The sequence below is a fragment of the Cobetia sp. 5-11-6-3 genome, assembly GCF_013374055.1.
In the GTDB taxonomy this organism is placed as follows: Bacteria; Pseudomonadota; Gammaproteobacteria; order Pseudomonadales; family Halomonadaceae; genus Cobetia; species Cobetia marina.
Genome location: NZ_BLWJ01000001.1, coordinates 841,095 through 866,058, shown reverse-complemented (window position 1 = coordinate 866,058; position 24,964 = coordinate 841,095). Strand labels below are relative to the sequence as shown.

Genomic DNA, 24,964 nt, shown 5'->3' with positions numbered 1-24,964 from the left:
AACATTTTTTTTGTTCTTATGATGATCGTCCGAAAAGCGTAGACGACTCTAGAAGGCTTTCGTTACAACTTTATGACGGTTGGATGTTCATGTGCGGGTAACTACCGTCGGCCCTGCACGGGGCGCGGTGGATCAGGCGATCATCCGGCGAGTGTGCTAGTCTTGCGCGCTGAAAATGCCTGTGGCGGAGAATGCGATGAAAGTGGTGGAAGTGAGTGCCGGTGCCCGGCGCGATGCGTGTCTGGCGATGCTGTGTGCCGAAGTGCATGGCCGCGAGGGGGGGCTGGATGCGCTGGTGAGCTATGCCGGTGTCCGAGGTGTCTGGTTCGAGAACGAGACCGCTCGCCTGTTCGCGCTGGTGGACGATGCCGAGCGCATCCACTCCGCCGCCCTGTTGGTGCTCGACGAGAATGCGCGCGGGCTGAATCTTGCCCTGTGGGCGACGCCGCCGGTCCATCGTGGCCATGACCACGGCATCGCGCTGGTGTCACAGCTGGCGGATCACGGTCGTCTGCAGGTGCGTCTCACCGACGGCTCGCTGGTCAGCGTGCTGCGTCGCGCCGGGATCAACGACTGGCTGGAGGCCGAGGCCGAAGGCGATCGCCCGCGTGAGCTGGTCGGCATGAATCCGGCGGCGCGTGTCGGCACTCTCGCGGCGCTGGACGAGCCGCTGCGTCTGGATCGCGAGCGTATCAAGCGCACCTTCAAGGCGCGCCCGAAGGACTTCGAGACCTACAAGAATGCCTTCGTGCGTGATCTCGAGCACTTCGCGCGTCATATCTGAGATCGAGATGACGCGAAGCATGGCGCCTCCTGCCAATAAAAAGGCCCCGCTCACTGAGCGGGGCCTTTTTGGTTCTGCGATCAGCGATCAGGTCTTGCATCGCTCACGCGGGCGTCGGCCGGTGATCAGGCGGCGTCCTGCTGTGGGTTGGAGGCTGTGCCGTCACTCGCCATCGGCTTGCGCACGAAGGCGTCGAAATCGAAGTGGTCGACGGTCAGCATGTCGAGTACCTCGGCTTCGAAGACGCGCATGAAGTCGCCATCCTCAGCGGACAGGATACCGGCCTCGACCGCCGCTTCGATGCGCGCTTCCGGTGACAGGGCGTCGGCCGGGATCTCGCCCTTGTGGTAGGCCTTGGCCAGCGTCTTGTAGATCGGCTCCGCACGCGGGTAATCCTTGAGCAGCGCGTTGTAGCGGGCGAGAGCATTGTCCTTCTGGCCTTCGTCCTGAGCGTCCCAGGTGTTGTCGGTCAGCTTGGTACGCAGTGCACTGTCGGTGGAGACGGCACGTGCGATCTCGCGGGTCAGGCTGTCCCTGGGCATGGCGAACTGACGACCACGCGGCAGCGTGACGACGCGCAATGTCGTGGCCAGGGCACGGTTGGGCAGGTTGGCGAGCAGTTCGTCGAGTGCCTTCTCGGTGCGATGCAGCAACCATTGCATGCTGTAGTGGAACAGCGCTTCCTCGTGCTCACAGGCGTCCGATTCGTGCCACTGCTTGAGCGTCAGGGACGCCAGGTAGAGGTTGGAGAGCACGTCACCCAGACGAGCCGACAGCATCTCGCGTGCCTTGAGGCTGGAGCCGAGGCTGGCCATGGCCGCATCGGCGGACAGCGAGAAGGCGGCGCTGAAGCGGTTGATGTGGTTGGCATAGGGCGTGGCGACGGCGTCGAAGCCGGTGGTCTTGCCGCCGATGCCGAAGCTCTGGCTGAAGGCGCGGGCCGCGTTGCCGAAGATGAGGCCTGCATGGCGGAAGAAGGCCTTGTCGAAGGCGTTCAGGTCATCGGCATCCTTGGCGGCCAGCTCTTCCAGCACGTACGGATGGCAGCGGATGGCCCCCTGACCGAAGATCATCAGGTTGCGGGTCATGATGTTGGCGCCTTCCACCGTGATCGAGACCGGGGTGCCGGCATATGCCACGCCGATGTAGTTGCGCGGGCCGAGCGTCACGCCGCGTCCGCCGTGGATATCCATGCCATCAGTCAGCAGCGTGCGGGCCATCTCGGTCAGCTGACTCTTGAGGATGGCGGAGGGCACGGCCGGCTTGTGGCCGTTGTCGATCATGTTGGCGGTATGCAGTACGGCGGCCTGGCTGATGTAGTTCATCGCGGCCATGCGAGCCAGCGGCTCCTGCACGCCTTCCATCTCGGCCACCGGCAGGTTGAACTGGCGGCGAATGCGCGCGAAACCGGCGCTCCAGCCCAGTGCGTAGCGAGAGATGCCCGCGGAGCCGGACGGCAGGGTGATGCAGCGACCCACCGACAGACACTCGACCAGCATCTTCCAGCCCTGGCCGGCCATCTGCTCGCCACCGATCAGATAGCTGAGCGGGATGAAGACGTCCTTGCCGAAGATCGGGCCATTCATGAACGGCGCGCCGATCGGGTGATGGCGACGGCCGATGTCCATGCCGTCGGTATCACGCGGAATCAGGGCGCAGGTGATGCCGATGTCTTCCACGTCCCCCAGCAGGTGCTCGGGGTCGAACATGCGGAAGGCCAGGCCGACCACGGTGGCGACCGGCGCCAGGGTGATCCAGCGCTTCTCGAAGTTGAGGCGGATACCGACGACTTCCTCGCCGTCATGCATGCCGCGACACACGATACCGGTGTCCGGAATGGAGGTCGCGTCACTGCCGGCACGCGGGCCGGTCAGGCCGAAGCAGGGGATCTCGCGGCCATCCGCCAGGCGCGGCAGGTAATAATCCTTCTGTTCCTCGCTGCCGTACTTGAGCAGCAGCTCACCCGGGCCGAGGGAGTTGGGCACGCCGACGGTGACCATCAGCGTCTCGTTGACCGCCAGCTTCTGCAGTACCAGTGACTGCGCCTTGGCCGAGAAGCCGAGGCCGCCGTACTGCTTGGGAATGATCATGCCGAAGAACTTCTCGCGCTTGAGAAATTCCCACAGTTCCTCGGGAAGATCCGCACGCTCGCGAGCGATTTCCCAGCTGTTGGTCATGCCACAGGCGATGGAGCACTGCGTATCGATGAAGGCCTGCTCCTCGCTGGAGATGCCCTCATTGCGCTGTGCGGTCAGGGTGTCCCATTGCGGCTTGCCGGAGAACAATTCGGCGTCCCAGAACACGGTACCGGCTTCCAGGGCTACCTTCTCGGTCGCCGAGACCTTGGGCGACACCTTCTTGAACATCGCGAACAGCCGCGGGCTGAGCCACTTGGTGCGCAGCGCCGGCAGGCCGCAGACGGCGACCAGTGCCGCGCCGATCAACAGCAGGACACCAAGCACCGGGGTGTCGATGCCCAAGCCGATGAGGCCGGTGACCGCCAGCACGCCGATGGCGGCCAGTGCACCGGATTCACGTGCCATGACGGTCAGCAGACCGGCAAGGGCGACGAGGATGAGGATGAGCTGCGTCATGGCAGGATCTCCAGGTTGCGTTGCGGGAGCTCTAGCGAATGGCCTTCCACTTCAGCATAGCAGCCATGCGTTTAGAACAGTTGTTTGAATTATTGTCAGCCTATCCCAACTCGACTCACTCCGCCAGTCCACCCAAGGTCGAAGGTATGAAAGGTGAAGCGATGGAAGAGGCGTCGCGGGGAAAGCAATGGTGGCTGTGCAAGGCGTATGGGCAGCGAAAGGGGCCTTGGATACAGGGAGAGGCACTGGCCCCGGTCGGGACGTCATCGGAGCTGCTGATGCCATGAGACGGGATGAGGCGGTGCGGGCGGGATGAAGCGATGCGGGCGGGGAGAAACGGGGAGGTGGGCTGCCACGACGGAAGTGATGGCCAGGAAGCGAGACATGCCAGACATAAAAAAGGCCCCGCAGTGCGGGGCCTCGAACGATCGATGGTGCTTCCATGCCTGCCGTCAGCATAACGGAGGCTTACGTTGATCGCGCGGGATCAGCCGTTGATCGGCGCGGAATCGATCTGGCGCTTGGCGGGCTGCTTGGCCGGTGTGCCCGGCTCGACCACGAAGTAGTCGGCGTCGGACGGTGGCAGCGGAGCACGGCCCCGAATCTTGTCGGCCATCTTCTCCGCCAGCATGATCGTCGGTGCGTTCAGGTTGCCGGTGGGGATGACCGGGAACAGCGAGGCGTCCACGACGCGCAGGTTGTCGAGACCATGCACGCGACCGGCGCCATCGACCACGGAGGTCTCGTCACTGCCCATGCGACAGCTGCCGCACGGGTGGTAGGCCGTCTCGGCATGATTGCGTACGTACTCGTCGAGCTGCTCGTCCGTCTGGACGTCAGCGCCCGGCGCCAGTTCGCGGCCACGGTAATCGTCCAGTGCCGGCTGAGCGATGATCTCGCGAGTCAGGCGAATGGCGGCGCGGAACTCTTCCCAGTCACGCTCCTCGGCCATGTAGTTGAAGAAGATCGAGGGCGCGGCCTTGGGGTCCAGTGAGGTCAGTCGGACACGACCCTTGCTCTGGGAGCGCATGGAACCGACGTGTGCCTGGAAACCGTGGCCCTGCACCGCACTCTTGCCGTTGTAGCTGATCGCGATCGGCAGGAAGTGATACTGCAGGTTCGGCCAGGCCTCGTTGGCATCGCTGCGAATGAAGCCGGCAGCCTCGAACTGGTTGCTGGCACCCACACCGGTCCCCTTGAGCATCCACTCCAGGCCGATGGGCGGCTGGTTGTACCACTTGAGGGACGGGTAGAGCGAGATCGGCTTGGTGCACTCGTACTGGATGTAGAGCTCGAGGTGATCCTGCAGGTTCTCCCCCACGCCCGGCAGGTGGTGCACCATCTTCACGCCCAGCGGCTCGAGGTGCTCACGGTTGCCGACGCCGGAGCGCTGAAGGATCTGCGGCGAGGCGATGGCGCCAGCACACAGCAACACTTCCTTGCGTGCGCGTACGCGGTGGTCCTGTCCCTTGCGCTCATATTTCACGCCGACCGCTGTCTTGCTCTCGAACAGGATGACATCGGTGGTGGCGCGCGTCTCGATGGTCACGTTGGCGCGCTTCTTGGCGGTATCCAGATAGCCGCGGGCGGTGGAGGCGCGACGGCCTTCCTTGGTCACGAAGCGGTCCATCGGGCCGAAGCCTTCCTGCTGATAGCCGTTGACGTCTTCGGTGGCCGGATAGCCCGCCTCGATGCCTGCCGCGATGAAGGCGTGATAGAGCTCGTTGTTGCCTTCCTTGGGAGTCGTGACCGAGACCGGCCCATCGCCGCCGTGGTAGTCGTTGGGGCCGATATCGCGCGTCTCGCACTTGCGGAAGTAGGGCAGGCACTCACGATAGTTCCAGTCAGCCAGGATGGGATCCTTGGCCCAGTTGTCGTAATCCAGCGCATTGCCACGGATGTAGCACATGCCATTGATCAACGAGGAGCCTCCCAGTCCCTTGCCGCGGCCACATTCCATGCGGCGATTGTTCATGTGCGGCTCGGGGTCGGTCTTGAAGTCCCAGTTGTAGCGCTGGCCCTGCAGGGGATACGCCAGTGCGGCAGGCATCTGGGTACGGAAATCGAAACGATGGTCACGGCCGCCCGCTTCCAGCAGCAGGACACTGACGTCAGCGTCTTCGCTGAGGCGAGTGGCCAGCACGTTGCCGGCGCTGCCGGCACCGATGATGACGTAGTCGTATTCACGCTCGAATTGGCTCATGAAATCTCCTTTCGTATCAGATGCCACATGCGGGCGCAGGACGCCCCGTCGACGACGAGGGGTGGCCACTGCCGGGCGGATGGATACGGTGATGTGTCTGTGAGGAGCCGTCGGGGCAGCGCATGGCAAGTGGTATGCCATCACTGTCAGCGACTCGTCGGGATTCGTGCACTGCCAGCGCCGAAGTCATGAGTGGCGTGGCGTGCTGGCCGGCACGACGAGGGGTCGTCATGCCGGCGGGTGGGGCATCTGGCGCTATCTTCAGTGCATCAACTCACTGCAGCGGATCAGTGGATCAAGTGACCTGATCCCGCATCCTGCGCCAGACGATGCTGCTGTCGTCGATTCAGGCCTCATGGCCTCAGGTGGCTCAGAAGGCGGACTCGAACGGCCCCATCTCGATCAGCACGGACTTGGTCTGAGTGTAGTGGGACAGCGTCTCGACACCATTCTCGCGACCGATGCCTGACTGCTTGTAGCCGCCGACCGGCATCTCGGACGGGGACTCGCCCCAGGTGTTGACCCAGCAGATGCCGGCTTCGAGCTGGTGGATCACGCGGTGCGCGCGGTTCAGGTTCTCGGTGAACAGGCCAGCCGCCAGGCCATAGGTGGTGTCGTTGGCGCGGCGGATGACTTCCTCTTCGCTGTCGAAGGACAGGATGGACATCACCGGACCGAAGATCTCTTCCTGCACGATGCGCATGTCATCGCTGCAGTCGGTGTAGACGGTCGGCGCGACCCAGGCGCCCTTGGCGAAGTCGCCTTCGCTCATGCGCTCGCCGCCAACCAGCAGACGTGCGCCGTCCTGCTTGGCGATCTCCAGGTAGGAGACGACCTTTTCCAGGTGCTCGAAGCTGACCAGCGGACCGAAGGTGGTGGCGTGATCCTGCGGGTCACCGGCCTTGATGCGTGCGACGCGCTCGACGATCTTGGCCTCGAAGGCGTCCTTGACGCTGGCTTCGACGAAGACGCGGGTGCCGTTGGTGCACACCTGACCGGAGCTGTAGAAGTTGGCCATCATGGCGCCGTCGGCAGCACGGTCGAGGTCGGAATCCGCGAACACCAGCAGCGGGGACTTGCCGCCCAGCTCCATGGTGACTTCCTTGAGGCTGGAAGAGGCGGACGCGGACATGACCTTCTTGCCGGTGCCGGCTTCGCCGGTGAAGGAGATCTTGGCGATATCCGGGTGCTCGGTGAGCATCACGCCGACGCGGGCATCGCCCTGCACGACGTTGAACACGCCGTCCGGCAGGCCGGCTTCGGTGAAGATCTCGGCAAGCTTCAGTGCGCTCAGCGGCGTGACTTCGCTGGGCTTGAAGACCATGGCGTTGCCAGCGGCGAGTGCCGGGGCAGACTTCCAGCAGGCGATCTGGATCGGGTAGTTCCAGGCACCGATGGCACCGATGACACCCAGCGGTTCCTTGCGGGTGTAGACGAAGGCTTCCTGGCGCAGCGGCACCTGGGTGCCTTCGATGGCCGGCGCGAGGCCTGCATAGTATTCCAGTGCATCGGCACCGGTGACGATGTCGACCACTTCGGTCTCGGACAGCGGCTTGCCGGTGTCCAATGTCTCGAGCAGTGCCAGCTCGTCATTGCGCTCGCGCAGCAGGTCGACGGCGCGACGCAGGATGCGCGAACGCTCCATGCCGCTCATCGCGGCCCACACCTTCTGGCCCTGCAGGGCGCTTTCGACGGCGGCATCCACGTCCGCGCCGCTGGCCTGCTGTACCTGGGCGATGACGTCGCCGGTGGCCGGGTTGACGGTCTCGAAGGTTTCGCCAGAGGTCGCGTCAACGCGACGACCATTGATGTACAGGGTCTGGGTCGGGAAGCTTGCGTTGCTGTTGGCCATGCTTGCGCTCCTGTCAGGGATCAGAAAAGGGGGAGAGTCGGAGAGTACCGGTGGGTTCAAGCGTCCGAGCGGGGGAGGCTGTTGCGCTCAGGCATGCTCGGCAGGCACCGGGTGCGTCATGTCAGACGCTTGTGCATCTGCTGCTGGCGTGGAGACGTCAGCGGCGTGTTGCGCCAGCTGGTATTCCACATATTCATAGGCCAGACGCCGGGCTCGCTCGACGTCCAGTCCCTCGGGGTCCAGCGCGCCACGCAACCACAGGCCGTCGATCAAGGCGGCGAGCCCTGCCGCCGCATCGCGTGCCTCCACCAGCGGCATCACGCGACGGAAGATGGCCGACAGATTGGAGACCAGACGACGGTCATTGACCTTCTGCAGGCGCTCCAGCGGTGTGCGATGCATGCTGGAGGCCCAGAAGGCCAACCAGGTCTTGGAGACGCTCTGACTGACCTGGCTGCGATCGAAGTTGCCATCGATCACGGCGTGCAGGTGACTGCGGACGTCGTTCGAGGCGATCTTGGCGCGTCGCTCACTGACGGCTCTGCGCAGGTCGGTGAGGATCTGGCGCATCGTGGCCTCCATCAGGCCATCCTTACCGCCGAAGTAGTGACTGATGATGCCGGCGGAGACGCCCGCATGCCGTGCGATCCGTGCAACGGTGGCGTCGGCCAGTCCTGCCTCATCGATGGCTTGCATGGTGGCCAGAATCAATTGGCGGCGACGAATGGGCTCCATTCCCACTTTCGGCATCAGCTTGCTCTCCCGTCAGGTGGCGTATCGGTGAAACTCGCGTAATCTTGGTACTGGTAGACGCCAAGGATACGCGGTTGTCACCGCATTGCTGAATCCGGCGTTCAATCGGGATTCGGCTCGATCTTGTCGTGACTCGAGTTTTATTGAACGTTCAATTAATAAAAAGTGTAGAGACAGAAAGGTGATGCGTCAAGTTGCATAATTCGTGGTTATTGAAAGCCAGGCTTGGTAGAACTATAGAGAACGCCAGAGGGCACAAGGCGTCCTTGCAAGGGCTGTGAAGGTGCTCACGAGGTGCCTCGTACGTCTGGCCCAGCAGCTCGTCAGAGACTGGCAGCTTCTCAACGACAGCATGGGAGCTTGTCGTGATGAGAGCGTGTCATGAGTGGCGCCTCCCGCGGGCTGTCACTTGTCGCCGGGCCGGGTGGGGATCAATGTCACGTGTGACTGACGGACATGTACTGCTCATATAACAAAGAGAAGGGACAAGCATGAAATCATCATCAGGTTTTGCCGCATTGCCGCTGGGACTGGCCATGGGGATGCTGCTGGCACCCCAGGCGCACGCCGAGGTATCAGAGGAGTGCAGTACGGTGCGCTTCGCTGAGGTGGGATGGACGGACATCACTGCCACCACGGCGCTGACGCGCAGTGTCCTGGAAGGTTTGGGGTACGAGACGACCTCCGACACGATCTCCGTGCCAATCGCCTATGCCGGCATGAAGAACGATGACTTCGATGTCTTCCTGGGGAACTGGATGCCGTCGATGGCTTCCATCAGTGACCCCTATATCGACAAGGGGCAGGTAGAGCGACCGCGTGCGAATCTGCAAGGGGCCAAGTACACCCTGGCGGTGCCCCAGTACGTGCTGGATGCCGGCGTGACCTCGGTGGCGGATCTTGCCGACAACCTCGAGAAGTTCGATGGGCGCATCTACGGCATCGAGGCAGGCAATGATGGCAACATGATCATCGCCGACATGATCGATGACGATGCCTTCGGTCTGGGCGCCTTCGAGATGATCGATTCTTCCGAAGCCGGCATGCTGGCGGAAGTGAAGTCGAAGATCGCGGCCAAGGAGTGGGTCGTCTTCCTCGGCTGGGAGCCGCACCCCATGAACACTCGCTTCGAGATGGGATATCTGGAAGGCGCGGATGACTACTTCGGGCCGAACCTGGGCGGAGCGACGGTCTACACCAATACCCGCGCGGGATATAGTGAGGCGTGTTCCAATGTCGGTGCGCTGCTGGCCAATCTCGAGTTCAGCCTGGAGATGGAAAATCAGATCATGGGCGAGATCATGGATGAGGGTGCCGATCCGGACGAGGCAGCAGCAGACTGGCTCAAGCAGAACCCCAGCGTGCTGGAGGCATGGCTTGAAGGTGTCGAGACCACCCAGGGAGAACCTGGCCTGCCTGCCGTCAAGGCCTCGCTGGGCATCTGAGCATCCCGCTGACTCACTTTGACGGGCAATTGCAAAAAAGTGCTTGCAATTCAGCAGCCTGACCTGCAATATACGCCTCGTCGTGTGGCTACATAGCTCAGCTGGTTAGAGCACATCACTCATAATGATGGGGTCCCCTGTTCAAATCAGGGTGTAGCCACCAGTGATTCCAAGGCCTGCATCCGTGCGGGCCTTGTCACATCTGGATGTCGCCATGTGCGCTTTCGGAGGTGGATTCGGCAGAAGGAATCGAGCGAGTTCTGCGGCAGGTTGAATGCCCGAAGGTGGTTGACGCCATTGAGTATTTCCGTATAATTCGTCGCGTGTTCAAGGTTGTTCCTCGATAGCTCAGTTGGTAGAGCAAATGACTGTTAATCATTGGGTCACAGGTTCGAGTCCTGTTCGAGGAGCCAATAGCACACGCAGCATGCTTGAAATGTCAGTCTGACAGCATCCATGATGATGTCGCTGGCAGATGGATTTCCGGTCGTTCCTCGATAGCTCAGTTGGTAGAGCAAATGACTGTTAATCATTGGGTCACAGGTTCGAGTCCTGTTCGAGGAGCCAATCCCAGGCTTCCTGCCAATGCCGGAAATGACGCTGGTAGATGAGCATCTCATCGTCAGCTTCGATATCGCCCTGATATCGATCGATATTTCGTTGTTCCTCGATAGCTCAGTTGGTAGAGCAAATGACTGTTAATCATTGGGTCACAGGTTCGAGTCCTGTTCGAGGAGCCAATATCACATCCCGTATCTCCCCCTCTTGCCAGTCGATCGTTCGAGATCCCGCCTGCCTCTCGTCAGAATGACGTGATTCTGCGCTGATGATGTCTCACTCCTGCAGTCTTCGCTGCCGCTTTTCTGTGTCTGCCTGCTTTCCTGTGTCCGCCCGCTTCCTTGCTGGTCGATCTCTCTGCTATTCGTTTCAGCTTGCCCTCGCGTGCCGAGCGCCGGTGCTGTCGATTCGCCGGTGCGTGTCGGTGACGCCTGCATCAGGCATGAAAAAGCCCCTGCACTCGGATCTGACATGAGGGCAGGGGCCTTGCAACCGCGATGTGCCGGCGCGTCAGCGACGACGTGAGAGTTCAGCGATCGCCATTGAGGTGGGCGTAATCGAGCAGGATCTCGGCGCTTTCCTGGAGCTGAGCCTGATCGATGGGATCCTCGGCTGGATCGTCGGTGCTGTCCTGCGTCTCGATCTCCTGCTGCAGGTCACTTTCTGCCGATGCGATGTGATCGCTGGCGGCATCAAGTTCGGCGAAGCTCGACAGCGGCTCCATGCCCAGTGCTCGGCGGCGCTTGTTTTCCAGTGCCAGTTGCTCGGCTTCCTGGGCATCCATCTCGCGCTTGCGCTGCTCACGATTGAGGCTGATGCTGGTCTGCTGGGCGCGCAGTGCCTTTGACAGCGCGACTTCGCTCTGCAGGTAGACGAAGTTGGGCTCCTGTTCGACACGGCTCTCATGGCGGGCACGCAGGGCCGCCAGGTAGCGGGCCGGTTCCCCATAGCGACGATACTTCACCGGGCGAACCTGGTCCCATGGCAGGGCGTAGTCGAGGCTCGATTCGCCGATTTCCTTCGGGTCGATGATGCTGGGGAAGGCGATGTCCGGCTTGACGCCCTTGTTCTGGGTGGAGTCACCGGAGATGCGATAGAACTTGGCGCGGGTCAGCTTGATTTCACCTTGTGTCAGCGAGGAGATCGTCTGCACGGTGCCCTTGCCGAAGGTCTGGCTGCCGATGACCGGGCCGCGGCCATAATCCTGGATGGCGCCGGCAAAGATCTCGGAGGCCGAGGCCGAAAGGCGGTTGACCAGGACGGCCAGCGGACCATCGTAGTGGGTGCCGGCATCGGTATCGCCATACAGGCTGATGCGTCCGCGGGCATCACGTACCTGCACGGTGGGGCCGCGGTCGATGAACAGGCCGATCATCGAATTGGCCTCCTGCAGGGCGCCGCCGCCATTGTTGCGCAGATCTAGAATGATGCCTTCCACCTGCTTGGCCTTCAGCTCATCGATGAGGCGCGCCACGTCACGTGTGGTGCTGCGATAGTCATCTTCGCCGGCCTGCCAGGCATCGAAGTCGACATAGAAGGCAGGGACGTGAATCACGCCGATCCTGTGCACGCCATCATCGCGCTTGACGTCGACGACCTTGGCGTTGGCAGCCTGGTCTTCCAGCTTGACGGTGTCGCGGGTGATGTCCACTTCCCGTGTCTTGGTGACATCCAGGGACTGGGCCGGGATGACTTCAAGGCGCACGACGGAGCCCTTGGGGCCGCGGATCAGGTCCACGACATCGTCAAGGCGCATGCCGACCACGTTGGTCCATTCGCCATCCCCCTGACCAACGGCCACGATGCGGTCCGCCGGCTTGAGCTCCCCGTCCTTCTCGGCCGGGCCGCCCGGTACCAGGCTTGAGACCTTGACGTACTCGCCTTCGGATTGAAGCAGGGCGCCGATGCCATCGAGTGACAGCTTCATCTGGATATCGAAGGATTCGCCCTGGCGTGGGGAGAAGTATTCGCTGTGCGGATCGATGCTGCCGGTGACGGCGTGCATGATCAGGGTCAGGATGTCTTCGTCGTTGGTCTGCTCGATGCGCTTGAGCTGGTTGGCATAGCGCTCGCTGAGCGTCTTGGCGATGTCCTCGTCGCTCTTGTCGGACAGTGACATCGACAGCCAGGCGTTCTTGAGTCGCTTGCGCCACAGCTCATCAAGCTCCTGCTCGCTGTCGGCCCAGGGGCTTTCCGCACGATCGAGTGCGAGTCGATCATCGCGGGTGAAATCGAAGCTCGGCTTGCCGTCCAGCGTCTTCACCAGCCATTCGAGGCGTGAGGTGAGGCGCTGCTGGTAGCGGGCATGCAGGGCATAGAGGCGCTCGAGATCACCGTCGAGCATGGCGTCATCGAAGGCGTGGCGAAGATCACTGAACTCGGTGATATCCGAGTCCAGCAGATAGGCTTTCTGGGGGTCGAGTGTCTTGAGATATTGCGTGAATGCCTGGGTAGCCCATTGGTCATCCAGCGTGACATCTTCGTAATGCCCGTAACGCAATGATTCGGCAACTTCGCGAGCAGCCTGTGCATCGGCGTCAGTAGGGGTGACCGCGGCGCTGGCGGGGCCGGCCATGGCGAGACACAAGGCAAGGCATGCCGTGCGCCGGACGTTTGCAAACAGGCTCATCAATGAAGCACTCCCGATTCATGTACACTCTGCTCCCTGAGCGACCTCTCCGCGGAGAGGTCGAGCGGGCATTGTAGCAGCCTCCCGCGTCCGCGACAGTTGCCTGTCGTTGATCGGCGGGGCTTGCGGTATGGCGTGTCAGCGCTGCCTGGCGTGATCGGTCCTGCGGGACCTGCGCGGCTGACGAGAGCTGGCGGGTCGATCACCACCGCAAGGGAGGAGTCGTTTCGCTCTATCCATCATGTTTCTTCTTATACAGTGCCTTGCATTCATCTTCGAGGACTTGACGCTATCATGACTTACGCGATTGCGGATTCCCGCGTTCCAGCACTGCTTGAATTCCTGAATGTCTCTCCGACTCCCTGGCATGCCACGGCGACCATGGCGGCTCGTCTGGAGCGCGAAGGCTATCGCCGACTCGAGGAGACCGAAAGCTGGAAGTTGTCGCCCGGTGAACGGGCTTTCGTGACGCGCAATGATTCCTCGCTGATCGCCTTTCAGCTTCCTCGGGGTAATACGCAGCTCGAGGCAATACGGATGATCGGCGCGCACACGGATTCTCCTTGCCTGCGCCTGAAGCCCAATCCAGCCCAGCTCAGTCAGGGCTGGTTGACCCTGGGGATCGAAACCTACGGTGGCGTGCTGCTGAATACCTGGTTCGATCGCGATCTCGGGCTTGCAGGCCGTGTTCAGGTGCGTCACCAGGATGGCCGTCGCGAGAGTCTGCTGCTGACGGTGATGCGGCCGGTGGCCTGTGTTCCGAGCCTGGCGATTCACCTGGATCGTGACGTCAACAATGGGCGCGCCATCAATGCCCAGACGCAGATGTCCGCCGTGGTCATGCAGCTGGGCGAGGAGGCTGGCACCCCGGCTGAGGCCTTCCATGCGCTGTTGATCGAGCTGCTGGAAGAGCAGCACGGCGTGCGTGTCGCGGAGGTCATCGACTTCGAACTCGGGCTGCATGATCTGCAGCCGGCGGCCCAGGCCGGGCTCAAGGGCGAGCTGGTCGCCAGTGCACGCCTGGACAATCTGCTGTCCTGCTTCGTCGGCCTGGAAGCGTTGCTGGGGGCCGATGGCAGCCAGGGCGCGCTGTTCGTCGCCACGGATCACGAGGAAGTCGGCAGTGCCAGCGCCTGCGGTGCCCAGGGGCCTTTCCTGGCGGATGTGCTCAAGCGCATCAATCACTATGTGGGCTTGGACAACGAAGAAGGTTATCAGTGCCTCGTGCAGCGCTCCTTGATGATCTCCTGTGACAATGCGCATGCCGTCCACCCCAACTTCCCGGACAAGCATGATGCGGGTCATGGCCCGAAACTGAATGCAGGGCCGGTGATCAAGGTCAACGCCAATCAGCGTTATGCCACCAACAGCACCACGGCGGGTCTGTTCCGGGAGCTGTGCCGTGAGCAGGAGGTGCCGGTTCAGACGTTCGTCAGCCGTGCCGACATGGGTTGCGGCAGCACCATCGGGCCGATCACCGCCAGTGAAGTGGGGGTGCCGACCTTGGATGTCGGGCTGCCGCAGTGGGGCATGCACTCGATTCGTGAGACGTCCGGCAGTGCCGATGTGGCGATGCTGATCAAGGTGCTGGTGGCATTCTGCAATCGCGAGCGTCTGGACTGAGCAGAGTTGAACTGACAAGCACGGTGAAACATTGAAAAATTGAAACATTGAAAGAGGCGGCCTGCGGGCTGCCTCTTTCGGCTCCGGTTTCGGTTTCGGTTCCGGTTCCGGTGTCGATTGTCGGCGGGAGTCACGAGCATGAGCGCAGGCGATGCGAGGGAATGTGAATCCGACGCAACAAAAAAGGCCTGACTGCAAGCAGTCAGGCCTTTCGAATCTTGGTTGGTGGCTACACCCTGATTTGAACAGGGGACCCCATCATTATGAGTGATGTGCTCTAACCAGCTGAGCTATGTAGCCGTCCAACGGAGGCGAATATTACGGATTATCCGTGATGTTGTCAACGCATCAGCCTGAAAAAGTGGCAGGGAATTCATCAGGCTAGCAGCCGAGCTGCTCTGCGAGGTGGTCGGGGAGGGTATCGAGGAGCGTGCCGGGACGGGTCTCGTGCGAGATGGCGCGTGCGATGAGGTCGCCACTGGCGCAGGCCAGCGTGAAGCCCAGGCTGCCATGTCCGACGTTCAGCCACAGGTTGTCCGGTCTGCCCGCTTGCTGGGGGCGGCCCAGGATCGGAGGGCCCTTCGGCGTGCTGGGGCGCAGCCCGGCCCACGGAGTGGCTTGCGAGAAATCGCCGGCGTCGGGGAAGGTCTCACTAGCCAGCTGACGCAGGGCGGCAATGCGCTTCTCGTCCAGCGCAGGATGAAAGCTGTCAGATTCGCGGCGGCCGATATCCACCATGGCCGCGACGCGCAGCTGGCGGGACTTGCGCGTGTCCAGATCGGCGTAGACCACCTTGCGCGCGGCATCCGTCACGCTGATGCGCGGGGCAGCTGTCTTTGGGGTGTCAGCTGGCAGTGGCAGCGTGAGGCTGTAGCCCTTGAGCGGTTGCAGAGGCAGGCAGATGCCCAGCGGGCGGACCAGTTCGGTGGCGTGATTGCCGGCCGCGATGATCAGCGTATCGACGGCGTGGCGTTCGCGGCGGCCATCGGCGCGGGTGAGTTCGAGGTGCGCGATGCGTCCGTCGTGCGCGCTCAGTGGAGCGACGCGGGTGCTGGCGAGGCGTGTATAGCGACCAGAGGCCTGCAGCTTGCGCTCCAGCGCCTGACAGAAGGCATGGCAATCCGCCGTCTCGTCCGAGGCGCTGAAGATTCCGCCCGACAGATGAGGCTGCTGGTGGATAAGTGAGGGCTCCAGTGCGATGCATTGACGTGCATCGAGCACCTGTTGGTCCTGAGGTGCGACGCGTGCGGCGGCGGCCTTGTCGAGCGCTGCGGAGTCGCGATGGATCACCAGCTTGCCGCGTTGCTGCCAGGCGAACTCCTCGAGTGCATCCTGAACTCGCCACTGAGTCATGATCTGTTGGCTGTGCAGTGCCAGGGCGAGCATCTGCGCTGCGCTTGCTCGATGCGTGCGCTGATTGCAGGCGGCCAGAAACTGCGTCATCCAGCGCCATTGCGAGGGGGCAAGCCGCGGGCGCAGCCGCAGCGGTGCCTCATTGCCTGCCAGCAACCACTTGATGGCCTGGAGGGGCACGCCGCTGTCAGCCAGTGGCGCCACATAGCGGTAGCTCAACTGGCCGCCATTGGCGTGGCTGGTCTCGCGGGCGACCTCGACATGGGCATCGATCAGGGTCACGCAGTGTCCCGCTCGGACCAGTGCATGAGCGCTGCTCAGGCCGATCACGCCGCCTCCGATGATGGTCACATGACGTTGCATGGCAGGCTCCTGACGGTATGGGGGAGGCAGATGAGCATGCCTGTCCCGGGGCCGAGCGGCGAATGAAAGATCCTCGCCACGTCATAACCCTCGGTTATGGGGTAGGCTGTCGGCTGGACGTTGAGACAACACGACAGAATGTGGAGATCTTGCATGCGGCTCAGGGATCTGGAGGTCTTTCATGCGGTGTTGCAGGCCGGCAGCGTGACCGGCGCCGCTCGGCTGTTGCATGTTTCCCAGCCGGCCGCGAGCAAGGCGTTGCAGCAGGTGGAGCGGCAGTGGGGGATCGCGCTGTTCACCCGTAGCGCCGGACAGCTGGTGCCCACGGAGGAGGCGCGCAAGCTGGAGGCGGCAAGCCAGGGGATGCTGGGGCAGCTGGATGACGTCAAGCGGCTGGTAGAAGGCTTGCGTTCAGGTGAGGCGCAGTCTCTCAAGGTAGTGGCGACGCCGGCGATCGCCCAGAAGCTGTTGCCGCAGGCGCTGGGGCAATGGCGCCGGCGACATGCTCGAGTCAATTGCGAGCTGGCCACCCAGCACACCCGCGAGATCATCGATGCCCTGCTGCTGCATGAAGTCGATATCGCCTTCACCTTGAGTGCGCCGACGCATCCGGCACTGATGACTCGCGCACTTGCCCGCATGCCCCTGAAGGTATTGGCGCCAGCAGGGTACTGGGCACAGGAGTGTCAGCAGGCACCGATGACGGTGGCGGAGCTTGCCGGTCAGCGTCTGATCGCGCTGGGGGCGCATGATCCGCTGGCGCGACGTCTCGATGGCCTGCTGGCGAGCGAGATGCCGTCACCGTCTGAATCAGGTAACTCGAAAGCACCGTCATCTCCTCGCATCGTGACGCGCGTACAGACCTATCCGCTGGCAGCGGCACTGGTGCAGGCAGGGGAGGGGCTGGCCGTGGTCGATGCCTTGACGGCGCATACCGCCTGTCGGGAGCGTGGCCTGGACGCGCGGACATTGCCTCAGGCCGGCGAGCTGATGCTGAGTGCCGTGTGGCGTCGAGAGGCGGGGAGGGGGCGTCTGGCGCAGTCACTGGCGGACCAGTTGGCGACGCTGGCGGCACAATGGCTGCAGGGCTGTGCTCTTGATGATGGGGCATGACCCATGATGCAGAACGCCCCTGACCTCGTGGGAGATCAGGGGCGTTCCCTGCAGCATCAGGCGCTTTCAGGCTGGCTCACCAGGTACTGACTGCGCCCGAGGCCTCAGACATTGAAGCGGTAGTGCACCACGTCGCCATCCTTGAGGATGTAGTCCTTGCCTTCCAGGCGCCACTTGCCGGCATCCTTGGCGCCTTGCTCGCCCTTGTAGGCGATGAAGTCGTCATAGGAGATGACTTCGGCGCGGATGAAGCCCTTCTGGAAGTCGGTGTGGATGACGCCAGCGCCTTCCGGAGCGGTAGCGCCGATCTTGACGGTCCAGGCACGCACTTCCTTCACGCCAGCGGTGAAGTAGGTCTGCAGGCCCAGCAGTTCATAACCGGCGCGGATCACGCGATCCAGGCCCGGCTCTTCCATGCCCAGCTCGTCGAGGAACATCTCGCGCTCCTCTTCCTCCAGCTCGGCGATCTCGGCTTCGATCTTGTTGCACACCGGCACCACGCTGGCACCTTCATTGGCGGCGATGTCGCGCACGATGTCGAGGTAGGGGTTGTTCTCGAAGCCTTCCTCGCTGACGTTGGCGATGTACATGGTCGGCTTGAGGGTCAGGAAGCCGAAGCCACGCAGGATCTTGAGGTCGTCATCGCTGAGACCGAAGCTGCGCAGCGGCTGGCCTTCGGCCAGGTGCGGCTGGATACGCTCCAGCACCGCCTTGGTGGCGATGGCTTCCTTGTCGCCGCCCTTGGCGACACGGGCCAGGCGCTGGATGCTGCGCTCGACGCTGTCGAGGTCGGCCAGGGCCAGCTCGATGTTGATGGTCTCGATATCGGCGGCCGGGTCAACGTGGTTGGCGACGTGGATGACGTTGTCATCCTCGAAGCAGCGCACCACGTGGGCAATGGCATCGGTCTCGCGGATGTTGGCCAGGAACTTGTTGCCCAGGCCTTCGCCCTTGGAGGCGCCGGCGACCAGACCTGCGATGTCGACGAATTCCATGGTGGTCGGAATCACCTTCTCCGGCTTGACGATCTCGGCCAGCGCATTCAGGCGAGGGTCAGGCATCGGCACGATACCGGTATTCGGCTCGATGGTGCAGAAGGGGAAGTTCTCGGCGTCAATGCCCGACTTGGTCAGTGCATTGAAGAGAGTGGACTTGCCGACGTTCGGCAGGCCGACGATGCCGCAATTGAAACCCATGGCGCTAGATCCTGGTGTGACGTGTCGAATGGGGCGTGGCACTGATGACCGTCTCGACCGGCAGGCCCGGAGTGCGAGGGCACGGGCCATGCGAGGAGACGAGGGGACAGGCACGGTGTGAAGTCAGGCGGGAAGTGTAAGGCCTCATGCCGCCGAGGTCATCCATTGGGCGCATGTCGCGCGACAAATGATGCCTTTTGCTGCTGATCGCGTGGCGAGACGCGCGCACGCAAGCGAGGTGATGCGCTGAGCGAATCACCGAAATTCGGAGAGGAGTGATGCCGGGTGATGCAGAGGTTCAGTGCTTGAAGGAGTGCAGGCGATTCATGGCCCGTGCCCATTCGCCGCTGAGGGCATCCGGGAGGGTCATGACCACTTCGTCGATGGCGTCATCGATGGCCAGGCGTTCAGCCTTGCCGGGACGCCCGAGCACGAAGTTGGTCACCAGCTTGGCATTGCCGGGGTGGCCGATGCCGATGCGGGCACGATGGAACGACTTGTCGTTGCCCAGTGCGCTGATGATGTCGCGAAGCCCGTTGTGCCCCCCGTGGCCGCCACCCTGCTTGTAGCGGGCGGTGCCGGGGTCGATGTCCAGTTCGTCGTGGGCGACGAGCAGTTCATCCGGGGCGAGCTTGTAGAAGTTGCACAATGCGGCCACGGCCTGACCGCTGCGATTCATGAACGTCGATGGGAACAGCAGATGCAGATCCTGACCTGCGAAGATGATCTTCGCGTACTGGCCATGGAACTTGCGTTCCGGACGCAACGTGGTGTGACCGTGGCGCGCAAGAGCGTCAAGGAGCCAGACGCCGGCGTTGTGACGGGTGTCTTCGTATTCGCTCCCCGGATTACCGAGGCCGATGATCGCTTTCACTCGTGACATGCGTGTCTGGCTCCCTGATCAGAAGGCTGCGTTATTCTGCAGCGGCTTCTTCGCCTTCAGCAGTATCTTCTGCGTCAGCAGAGATGTTCGGACGAGTGACGTTGACCACAGCGGTGTCGTGATCGGCACCGTGAGACAGGGCAACGGACTCGGCGCCTTCCGGCAGAGCGATGTCGGACAGGTGCAGGGTGTGGCCAACTTCCAGCTTGGACACGTCCAGCTCCAGGTATTCCGGCAGGGCTTCCGGCAGGCAGCTGATTTCGACGTCAGTTGCCAGGATGTGCAGGACGCCGTCCTGATCCTTGACGCCGACACAGGCTTCCTGACCAGTGATGTGCAGCGGCACGTTCATGGTCAGTTTGTGGGTCGGGTCGATGCGCAGGAAGTCGATGTGAGTCAGCAGCGGCTTGAACGGGTGACGCTGCAGGTCACGGATGACGACTTTCTCGGCCTTGCCAGCAACATTCAGGGTGATGATGGAGGAGTAGAACGCCTCATCGTCAACCGCCTTGTACAGGCTCGGCTTGTCGACCATGACCGGAGTCGGGGCCTTGTCGGCGCCGTAGACGATTCCCGGCACGAAGTCGTTCGTACGACGCAGGCGGCGGCTCGCACCTTTCCCCAGGTCTTCACGAACTTCAGCATTCAGTTTGAACAGTTTCATTTTGCAGATACCTCAAGGGTCTAATGAGAATCCGGCAGCCCCCGCGACCAGAGCGCTACCGGATCCATGAGGCCGGCCCGGAGATTTCCGGGCCGGCCGCTTGTCGGCAGATGACGGATCATCTGCCGGTGTCAGTGCCTCTTCCCCGAGCAGCGGCGAGCAGGGCCCGCCGACAGGACTCAGTGGAACATGGCGCTGACGGATTCTTCATTGCTGACGCGACGGATCGCCTCGGCGATCAGGCCAGCGACTGTCAGCTGGCGGATCTTGCCGGAACGACGTGCGGTGTCGGACAGCGGGATGGTGTCGGCCACCACCACTTCGTCGAGGACGGAGTTGGTGATGTTGTCGACCGCCGGGCCGGACAGGATCGCGTGGGATGCATAGGCCACGACGCGGTTGGCGCCATGATCCTTGAGTGCCTCGCCCGCCTTGCACAGGGTGCCGGCGGTGTCGATCATGTCATCGACCAGCACGCAGGTGCGGTCCTTGATATCACCGATGATGTTCATCACCTGGGCCTGGTTGGCCTGGGGACGACGCTTGTCGATGATGGCCAGCTCGCAGTTGAGCTGCTTGGCGATGGCACGGGCACGCACCACGCCGCCCACATCCGGGGAGACGACGATCAGGTTGTCATAGTTCTGACGTTCGATGTCGTCGAGCAGGATCGGGGAGCCGTAGACGTTGTCCACCGGCACATCGAAGAAGCCCTGGATCTGGTCGGCATGCAGGTCCATGGTCATGACGCGATTCACGCCAGCCTTGACCATCATGTCCGCGACCACCTTTGCCGAGATCGGCACGCGAGCGGAGCGCACGCGGCGATCCTGACGGGCATAGCCGAAGTACGGCACGACCGCCGTGATGCGCGCCGCTGACGCACGACGCAACGCATCCACCATCAGGATCAGCTCCATCAGGTTGTCGTTGGTCGGTGCGCAGGTGGACTGCATGATGAAGACGTCCTTGCCGCGGACGTTTTCGTTGATTTCTACCGCAATCTCGCCATCGCTGAACTGACCGACGGTTGCGTGGCCCAGGCGGGTATCGAGGGCTTCAGCTACCTTGCGGGCGAGAGCGGGATTGGCATTCCCCGCGAATACCATCAGTTTTGACACGCGCAGCCACCTTTGGAGTCTTGTGGGATCTCGGGAGTGGAGAATTCCGGGTTGACCGGGAACGGCCAGGATTGGCTGGGGTACCAGGATTCGAACCTGGGAATGTCGGTACCAGAAACCGGTGCCTTACCACTTGGCGATACCCCAGCAACGTTCGCTTCAACCAGTTGCTGTGCTCAGGCCGAAGCCAGAGCGGCATGAAGAGGGGAAAGATTGCAACCACGTGCCATGAAGGCGTGCCACGTCGGGCGCTCGGATTCGAGTCGGCCCAGCACCTTGCTGGCCTGTCGTGCGTCATCGAACGCACAGAACACACAGGCGCCGGTGCCCGTCAGTCTGGCGGTGCCGAACTGGTCCAGCCAGTCCAGGGCGTCGGCGACTGCCGGGTACAAAGTGCGCACCACGACTTCGCAGTCGTTGCGGCCCCCCTGCAGTGCGCGCGCCATACTAATCGCGGGACTGGAACGTGTCAATTGCGGGTGGCCAAACACGGCGGGGGTCGCGACCTCGATGCCCGGGTGGATCACCACGAACCACGGGGTGTCCAGCGGGGCAGGTTCCAGTCGCTCACCGATGCCTTCGGCCCAGGCCGAAAAGCCGCGAACGAAGACCGGTACATCGGCCCCCAGAGCCAGTCCGAGCTCGGCCAGGGTGTCCAGGTCGAGCTCAAGTTTCCAGAGGTGGTCCAGCGCCAGCAGCGTGGTGGCCGCATCACTGCTGCCACCGCCCAGGCCACCGCCCATCGGCAGCACCTTCTTCAGTCGGATATCGACACCGGGCAAGTCATTCGGGCTCGCGACCTGGCCGCGTGCGACGGCCGCTTCTCTCAGCAGGCGAGCAGCACGCATGATCAGATTGGACTCCGCGGGCACGCCTTCGATGGCCGGGGCGAGGTGAATGGCAGCGTCATCACGCAGCGTGAAGTCCAGTCGGTCACCGTGATCCAGAAACTGGAACAGTGTCTGCAGTTCATGATAGCCATCGGCGCGCTGACCGGTGATATGCAGCATGCGATTGAGCTTGGCCGGTGCCGGCAGAGAAAGTGTCGCGGTCATCGTGTCCGTCATGGATGAGCTGGCCGGAATGCTGGCCGTGGAGAAAGAAGAGAGCGTCGGGGGCACGCTTAGAGTGCCTGCCACTGGTTGACGATCAGGGTGGCGGTCAGATCGCCGTAGTAGAGTTTCATCTTGCGCGGCAGCCACAGTCCTTCGGCGCGGGTCCAATCCTGATAGTCCACCTCCCAGCCATCCTGATAAAGGGTGTCGGGGAAGCCGAGGGCGTCACTCTTCAGGTCGTGCTCGCCCTTGGCTGCCACTCCGCGGACCCAGTCATCCAGAGCCCCCAGCGGCAAGGACCAGCCCAGCTGCGAGAGCATCAGGCTTTCGGCGTCCGGTGCCTGGAAGTCGCCGTCGGACGAGGAGAGGCGCACGCCCTCGGCATCACGCACCAGGGTCGTGCGGCCAGCACCCAGTGGGCCGGTGATCAGCATGTGGTAGTCATCGCCCTCCTGCTGCCAGTCAAGATTGGCGCTGTGACCTTCCTCCGGCGTGCGAATGCCGACCTTGCCTGTCAGTTGCCAGTGCGTGAGCGAATCGATCCTGTCGCTCTGCTGCTGCCAGTCACCTTCATTGCGGGTCAGGTCACCGGCGTTGTCGCTGGCCATCTGACTGGCACAGCCGCTCAGGCCCAATGTCATGGCCAGCAGGACTGGCCCCACCAGACGGCGCAACATGGCGAGGGAAAGGTGGCGTGTCCGGGGAGAGGAGAATGATGATAGGGGGAAAGAAGAGGAGGTCATGACGCGAAAGCCTTCCGGATGGCGGAATGAGAGTCGATGGGCAACCGATGGCGCCATCGGCGAGTCAGGATAATGGACTCGCCGATGGACAGAAAGTGCCGGGCTGTCCTGTCAGGGCGCATCCACGACCGGTCGCAGAGCCGGGATGCGCTGGAACAGGGCTTCCAGCTCGCTGGCCTCCTCGAAACGCTCACTGAGCTCGATGGCCAGGCTGCGTGCTTCATCCTGCTGCTCGAGTGACCACAGCACCTCGATGAGGTGTGCGCCTATCTCGGCATCCTGTTGCTGTGCCCAGGCCGCTTCCAGCGGGGGCAATGCCTGGGCGGCATCCCCGGTGAGGAAATACCCCCAGCCGAGGCTGTCGAGGATGGCAGGGTCATTCGGCTTCAGCGCATGGGCGCGCTGAACCAGTTCGAGCGCTTCGGCGCGGCGGTCCGCATCCTCTACCAGCAGGGTGTAGCCCAGAGCGTTGTAGGCGCTGGCATTCTCGGGCTCCAGTGCAATGACCTGACGCAGGTCCTGCTCCATCTCCTCGAGACGCCCGTCATCGAGACGACGAATGCCGCGCAGGAACAGCAGGCTGGCCAGTTCGTTCTCCGTCACGGCAGCGCTTTCGCCGTCACCTTCGCTGCGTGCCCTGGTGAGTGTCTTCTGGCGAGCCTTGATGCTGCCGTCGAGCAGCTCGTCGGCGGCGGCGTAGTGTTCCTGGGCATCCAGCAGGTCGATCTCGAAGCTGAGCAATGTCATGGCGTGACGCGGATGACGCAGGCGCTCGACGGCAAGGAACTGGCGTGCCTCCTCGCTGCGATCATGCTCCACCAGCAGCTGCGCGGCGCGCGCGCGACTTGAGACGTAGCGCTCCCCATCCGGTACCTGTCGGTAATAGAGGATGGCGTTGTCGATCTCACCGCTGGCCTCTGCCGCCAGCCCGAGCAGGGCATAGGCGGCATCCGGGACCGGCGTGTCATCAAGCAACGGCAGCAGCAGACGACGAGCGTCCTCGGGAGAGTCGGCGTCCAGATAGAGGCTGGCCAGTGCCAGACGCAGGCGCGGTGCATTGGCATGGCGGCTGACAAGGTCATCAATCCGCAGGCGCGCGGCCTCGATGTCACCACCGGCAAGCTCGGTCTGGGCGGCGCTCAGGATCAAGCGACTGTCATTCGGGGCGATGGCCAGGCCACGCTCGGCCGCCTGACGTGAGGCGCTCAGGCGGCCTGCGTCGCGCTCTATCTCGCTGCGTGCCAGCCACACTTCGGCCAGTTCGGGGAACTCGCCTTCCATCGCCATCAGGCGCCTGCGAGCGTCGGACTCATTTCCAAGCGCCGCTTCATAGAGCGCGGCGGCAATTCGCGGGCCCGGTTGCGCGGGATATTGCGCGACATGCTCCAGCAGCCGTGACAGCAGTGATTCCAGATCCGCGCCGGCATCGATGGACTGCTCCGCCAAGGTGGTCACGTTGCCGGTGCCGCCGGCGGTCTCTACCGCGAGGCGCTGCTCGAGCGCCGTCATCCAGTCGCCGCGCTCCACGGCCAGGCGGGCGCGGATGATGCCCGGCTCGGTCGCGGAATCATCCAGTTGTTGCCAGCGCTGGGCGGCACGCTCCAGCAGGGCAGGATTGTCGGCGTAGCGAGCGGCCAGCACGGCGCGTCGGGCCAGTTCCGGGTCATCGAAACGGCGGCTGGCGGCCAGGTACCCATCGGCGGCGCTGGGGTAGTCGCCACGCTGGCCGGCAAGCTCCGCGCCCAGCAGCTGATTGAGGCTGTTGGCATCCAGACCACTGGTGATGGGCGGGGCGGTATCCAGCGGGTCCGGCTGAGAGGCGAAGGGAGCCTGCGTGGCCGGCGACTGGCAGCCGGCCAGACCCAGCAGCACACTGGCCAGCAGGCAGCGTGTCCAGCGGCTGTCAGCCAGCCGTGCCGTGCCCGTCAGGCGCTCGGAAGGGCTCGCGTGGGCCGCCCCGCGAGGGGAGTGTTCAGCGGCAGTCGATACGTGCATGCAACCTCGCAGTCAGCGGTGGAAGGATCTCGGCCAG

At 63.0% G+C, this 24,964-nt stretch carries 18 protein-coding genes and 6 tRNA genes; 9 read left to right on the top strand and 15 right to left on the bottom strand.

Going from position 1 to position 24,964, the window contains the following annotated elements:
- Positions 1-196: 196 nt before the first annotated feature.
- Positions 197-784: a hypothetical protein gene (locus HXS66_RS03635; RefSeq protein ID WP_077371445.1), complete on the top strand. Its 588-nt coding sequence runs from the start codon at positions 197-199 to the stop codon at positions 782-784.
- A gap of 125 nt (positions 785-909) precedes the next feature.
- On the opposite strand, the gene HXS66_RS03630 is transcribed toward HXS66_RS03635, so the two are convergent.
- Positions 910-3,378, bottom strand: a complete 2,469-nt coding sequence (locus HXS66_RS03630; protein ID WP_084209254.1) for an acyl-CoA dehydrogenase — start codon at positions 3,376-3,378, stop codon at positions 910-912.
- 38 nt (positions 3,379-3,416) lie between these two features.
- Here HXS66_RS03630 and HXS66_RS03625 point away from each other — a divergent pair, with 38 nt between their 5' ends.
- A complete protein-coding gene (locus tag HXS66_RS03625) occupies positions 3,417-3,665 on the top strand; it encodes a hypothetical protein (RefSeq protein ID WP_176502851.1) in 249 nt (82 codons plus the stop codon).
- Between the two features lie 200 nt (positions 3,666-3,865).
- Here the strand turns inward: HXS66_RS03625 and betA are convergent, their stop codons facing one another.
- From betA to betI, 3 genes are all read right to left on the bottom strand, one after another.
- Entirely contained in the window at positions 3,866-5,581 is a 1,716-nt protein-coding gene (gene betA, locus HXS66_RS03620) for a choline dehydrogenase (RefSeq protein ID WP_176502850.1), read from the bottom strand.
- 370 nt (positions 5,582-5,951) lie between these two features.
- Positions 5,952-7,433 (bottom strand): betaine-aldehyde dehydrogenase, encoded by a 1,482-nt coding sequence (betB, locus tag HXS66_RS03615; protein ID WP_077371457.1) that lies wholly within the window; start codon positions 7,431-7,433, stop codon positions 5,952-5,954.
- Positions 7,434-7,520: 87 nt separating this feature from the next.
- Positions 7,521-8,183, bottom strand: coding sequence for a transcriptional regulator BetI (betI, locus tag HXS66_RS03610; RefSeq protein ID WP_176502849.1), 663 nt, complete (start codon positions 8,181-8,183; stop codon positions 7,521-7,523).
- A 494-nt stretch (positions 8,184-8,677) separates the two neighbouring features.
- Here betI and HXS66_RS03605 point away from each other — a divergent pair, with 494 nt between their 5' ends.
- The 5 genes from HXS66_RS03605 to HXS66_RS03585 all read left to right on the top strand — a co-directional run bounded on the left by HXS66_RS03605 (position 8,678) and on the right by HXS66_RS03585 (position 10,371).
- A complete protein-coding gene (locus HXS66_RS03605; RefSeq protein WP_084209251.1) occupies positions 8,678-9,631 on the top strand; it encodes a choline ABC transporter substrate-binding protein in 954 nt (317 codons plus the stop codon).
- 86 nt (positions 9,632-9,717) lie between these two features.
- A tRNA-Met gene (locus HXS66_RS03600) sits at positions 9,718-9,794 on the top strand.
- Positions 9,795-9,968: 174 nt separating this feature from the next.
- Positions 9,969-10,044, top strand: a tRNA-Asn gene (locus HXS66_RS03595).
- A gap of 78 nt (positions 10,045-10,122) precedes the next feature.
- Positions 10,123-10,198 (top strand) — tRNA-Asn (locus HXS66_RS03590).
- A 97-nt stretch (positions 10,199-10,295) separates the two neighbouring features.
- Positions 10,296-10,371 (top strand) — tRNA-Asn (locus tag HXS66_RS03585).
- A gap of 347 nt (positions 10,372-10,718) precedes the next feature.
- Here the strand turns inward: HXS66_RS03585 and HXS66_RS03580 are convergent.
- Positions 10,719-12,818, bottom strand: a complete 2,100-nt coding sequence (locus tag HXS66_RS03580; RefSeq protein ID WP_176502848.1) for a carboxy terminal-processing peptidase — start codon at positions 12,816-12,818, stop codon at positions 10,719-10,721.
- A gap of 294 nt (positions 12,819-13,112) precedes the next feature.
- On the opposite strand from HXS66_RS03580, the gene HXS66_RS03575 reads away from it, so the two are divergent.
- Positions 13,113-14,441, top strand: a complete 1,329-nt coding sequence (locus tag HXS66_RS03575) for a M18 family aminopeptidase (protein ID WP_077371469.1) — start codon at positions 13,113-13,115, stop codon at positions 14,439-14,441.
- A gap of 223 nt (positions 14,442-14,664) precedes the next feature.
- Here HXS66_RS03575 and HXS66_RS03570 read toward each other — a convergent pair.
- Positions 14,665-14,741 (bottom strand) — tRNA-Met (locus HXS66_RS03570).
- 81 nt (positions 14,742-14,822) lie between these two features.
- The gene (locus HXS66_RS03565) at positions 14,823-16,157 is read right to left on the bottom strand and encodes a D-amino acid dehydrogenase (protein ID WP_176502847.1); all 1,335 of its coding nucleotides are present in this window, start codon (positions 16,155-16,157) and stop codon (positions 14,823-14,825) included.
- 153 nt (positions 16,158-16,310) lie between these two features.
- Here HXS66_RS03565 and HXS66_RS03560 point away from each other — a divergent pair, with 153 nt between their 5' ends.
- A complete protein-coding gene (locus HXS66_RS03560; RefSeq protein ID WP_176502846.1) occupies positions 16,311-17,270 on the top strand; it encodes a LysR family transcriptional regulator in 960 nt (319 codons plus the stop codon).
- 104 nt (positions 17,271-17,374) lie between these two features.
- On the opposite strand, the gene ychF is transcribed toward HXS66_RS03560, so the two are convergent.
- The 8 genes from ychF to HXS66_RS03520 form a co-directional block, all read right to left on the bottom strand.
- Positions 17,375-18,466, bottom strand: coding sequence for a redox-regulated ATPase YchF (gene ychF / locus HXS66_RS03555; RefSeq protein WP_176502845.1), 1,092 nt, complete (start codon positions 18,464-18,466; stop codon positions 17,375-17,377).
- A 298-nt stretch (positions 18,467-18,764) separates the two neighbouring features.
- Complete coding sequence (pth, locus tag HXS66_RS03550) at positions 18,765-19,349, bottom strand: aminoacyl-tRNA hydrolase (protein WP_084209246.1); 585 nt, start codon at positions 19,347-19,349, stop codon at positions 18,765-18,767.
- A 31-nt stretch (positions 19,350-19,380) separates the two neighbouring features.
- Positions 19,381-20,013, bottom strand: a complete 633-nt coding sequence (locus tag HXS66_RS03545; RefSeq protein WP_077371484.1) for a 50S ribosomal protein L25/general stress protein Ctc — start codon at positions 20,011-20,013, stop codon at positions 19,381-19,383.
- A 179-nt stretch (positions 20,014-20,192) separates the two neighbouring features.
- Positions 20,193-21,134: a ribose-phosphate pyrophosphokinase gene (locus tag HXS66_RS03540; RefSeq protein ID WP_169477176.1), complete on the bottom strand. Its 942-nt coding sequence runs from the start codon at positions 21,132-21,134 to the stop codon at positions 20,193-20,195.
- A 72-nt stretch (positions 21,135-21,206) separates the two neighbouring features.
- A tRNA-Gln gene (locus tag HXS66_RS03535) sits at positions 21,207-21,281 on the bottom strand.
- A gap of 29 nt (positions 21,282-21,310) precedes the next feature.
- A complete protein-coding gene (gene ispE / locus HXS66_RS03530; RefSeq protein ID WP_176502844.1) occupies positions 21,311-22,189 on the bottom strand; it encodes a 4-(cytidine 5'-diphospho)-2-C-methyl-D-erythritol kinase in 879 nt (292 codons plus the stop codon).
- A gap of 68 nt (positions 22,190-22,257) precedes the next feature.
- Positions 22,258-22,932, bottom strand: coding sequence for a lipoprotein insertase outer membrane protein LolB (gene lolB / locus HXS66_RS03525; protein ID WP_176502843.1), 675 nt, complete (start codon positions 22,930-22,932; stop codon positions 22,258-22,260).
- Positions 22,933-23,043: 111 nt separating this feature from the next.
- Complete coding sequence (locus HXS66_RS03520; RefSeq protein ID WP_077371493.1) at positions 23,044-24,927, bottom strand: tetratricopeptide repeat protein; 1,884 nt, start codon at positions 24,925-24,927, stop codon at positions 23,044-23,046.
- Positions 24,928-24,964: the final 37 nt, after the last annotated feature.

Excerpts from the sequence above, each read along its gene's own strand:
- HXS66_RS03635 (WP_077371445.1), top strand. The coding sequence starts at position 197 with ATGAAAGTGGTGGAAGTGAGTGCCGGTGCCCGGCGCGATGCGTGTCTG.
- HXS66_RS03630 (WP_084209254.1), bottom strand. The coding sequence starts at position 3,378 with ATGACGCAGCTCATCCTCATCCTCGTCGCCCTTGCCGGTCTGCTGACC.
- HXS66_RS03625 (WP_176502851.1), top strand. The coding sequence starts at position 3,417 with ATGGCCTTCCACTTCAGCATAGCAGCCATGCGTTTAGAACAGTTGTTT.
- betA (WP_176502850.1), bottom strand. The coding sequence starts at position 5,581 with ATGAGCCAATTCGAGCGTGAATACGACTACGTCATCATCGGTGCCGGC.
- betB (WP_077371457.1), bottom strand. The coding sequence starts at position 7,433 with ATGGCCAACAGCAACGCAAGCTTCCCGACCCAGACCCTGTACATCAAT.
- betI (WP_176502849.1), bottom strand. The coding sequence starts at position 8,183 with ATGCCGAAAGTGGGAATGGAGCCCATTCGTCGCCGCCAATTGATTCTG.
- HXS66_RS03605 (WP_084209251.1), top strand. The coding sequence starts at position 8,678 with ATGAAATCATCATCAGGTTTTGCCGCATTGCCGCTGGGACTGGCCATG.
- HXS66_RS03580 (WP_176502848.1), bottom strand. The coding sequence starts at position 12,818 with ATGAGCCTGTTTGCAAACGTCCGGCGCACGGCATGCCTTGCCTTGTGT.
- HXS66_RS03575 (WP_077371469.1), top strand. The coding sequence starts at position 13,113 with ATGACTTACGCGATTGCGGATTCCCGCGTTCCAGCACTGCTTGAATTC.
- HXS66_RS03565 (WP_176502847.1), bottom strand. The coding sequence starts at position 16,157 with ATGCAACGTCATGTGACCATCATCGGAGGCGGCGTGATCGGCCTGAGC.
- HXS66_RS03560 (WP_176502846.1), top strand. The coding sequence starts at position 16,311 with ATGCGGCTCAGGGATCTGGAGGTCTTTCATGCGGTGTTGCAGGCCGGC.
- ychF (WP_176502845.1), bottom strand. The coding sequence starts at position 18,466 with ATGGGTTTCAATTGCGGCATCGTCGGCCTGCCGAACGTCGGCAAGTCC.
- pth (WP_084209246.1), bottom strand. The coding sequence starts at position 19,349 with ATGTCACGAGTGAAAGCGATCATCGGCCTCGGTAATCCGGGGAGCGAA.
- HXS66_RS03545 (WP_077371484.1), bottom strand. The coding sequence starts at position 20,013 with ATGAAACTGTTCAAACTGAATGCTGAAGTTCGTGAAGACCTGGGGAAA.
- ispE (WP_176502844.1), bottom strand. The coding sequence starts at position 22,189 with ATGACCGCGACACTTTCTCTGCCGGCACCGGCCAAGCTCAATCGCATG.
- lolB (WP_176502843.1), bottom strand. The coding sequence starts at position 22,932 with ATGACCTCCTCTTCTTTCCCCCTATCATCATTCTCCTCTCCCCGGACA.
- HXS66_RS03520 (WP_077371493.1), bottom strand. The coding sequence starts at position 24,927 with ATGCACGTATCGACTGCCGCTGAACACTCCCCTCGCGGGGCGGCCCAC.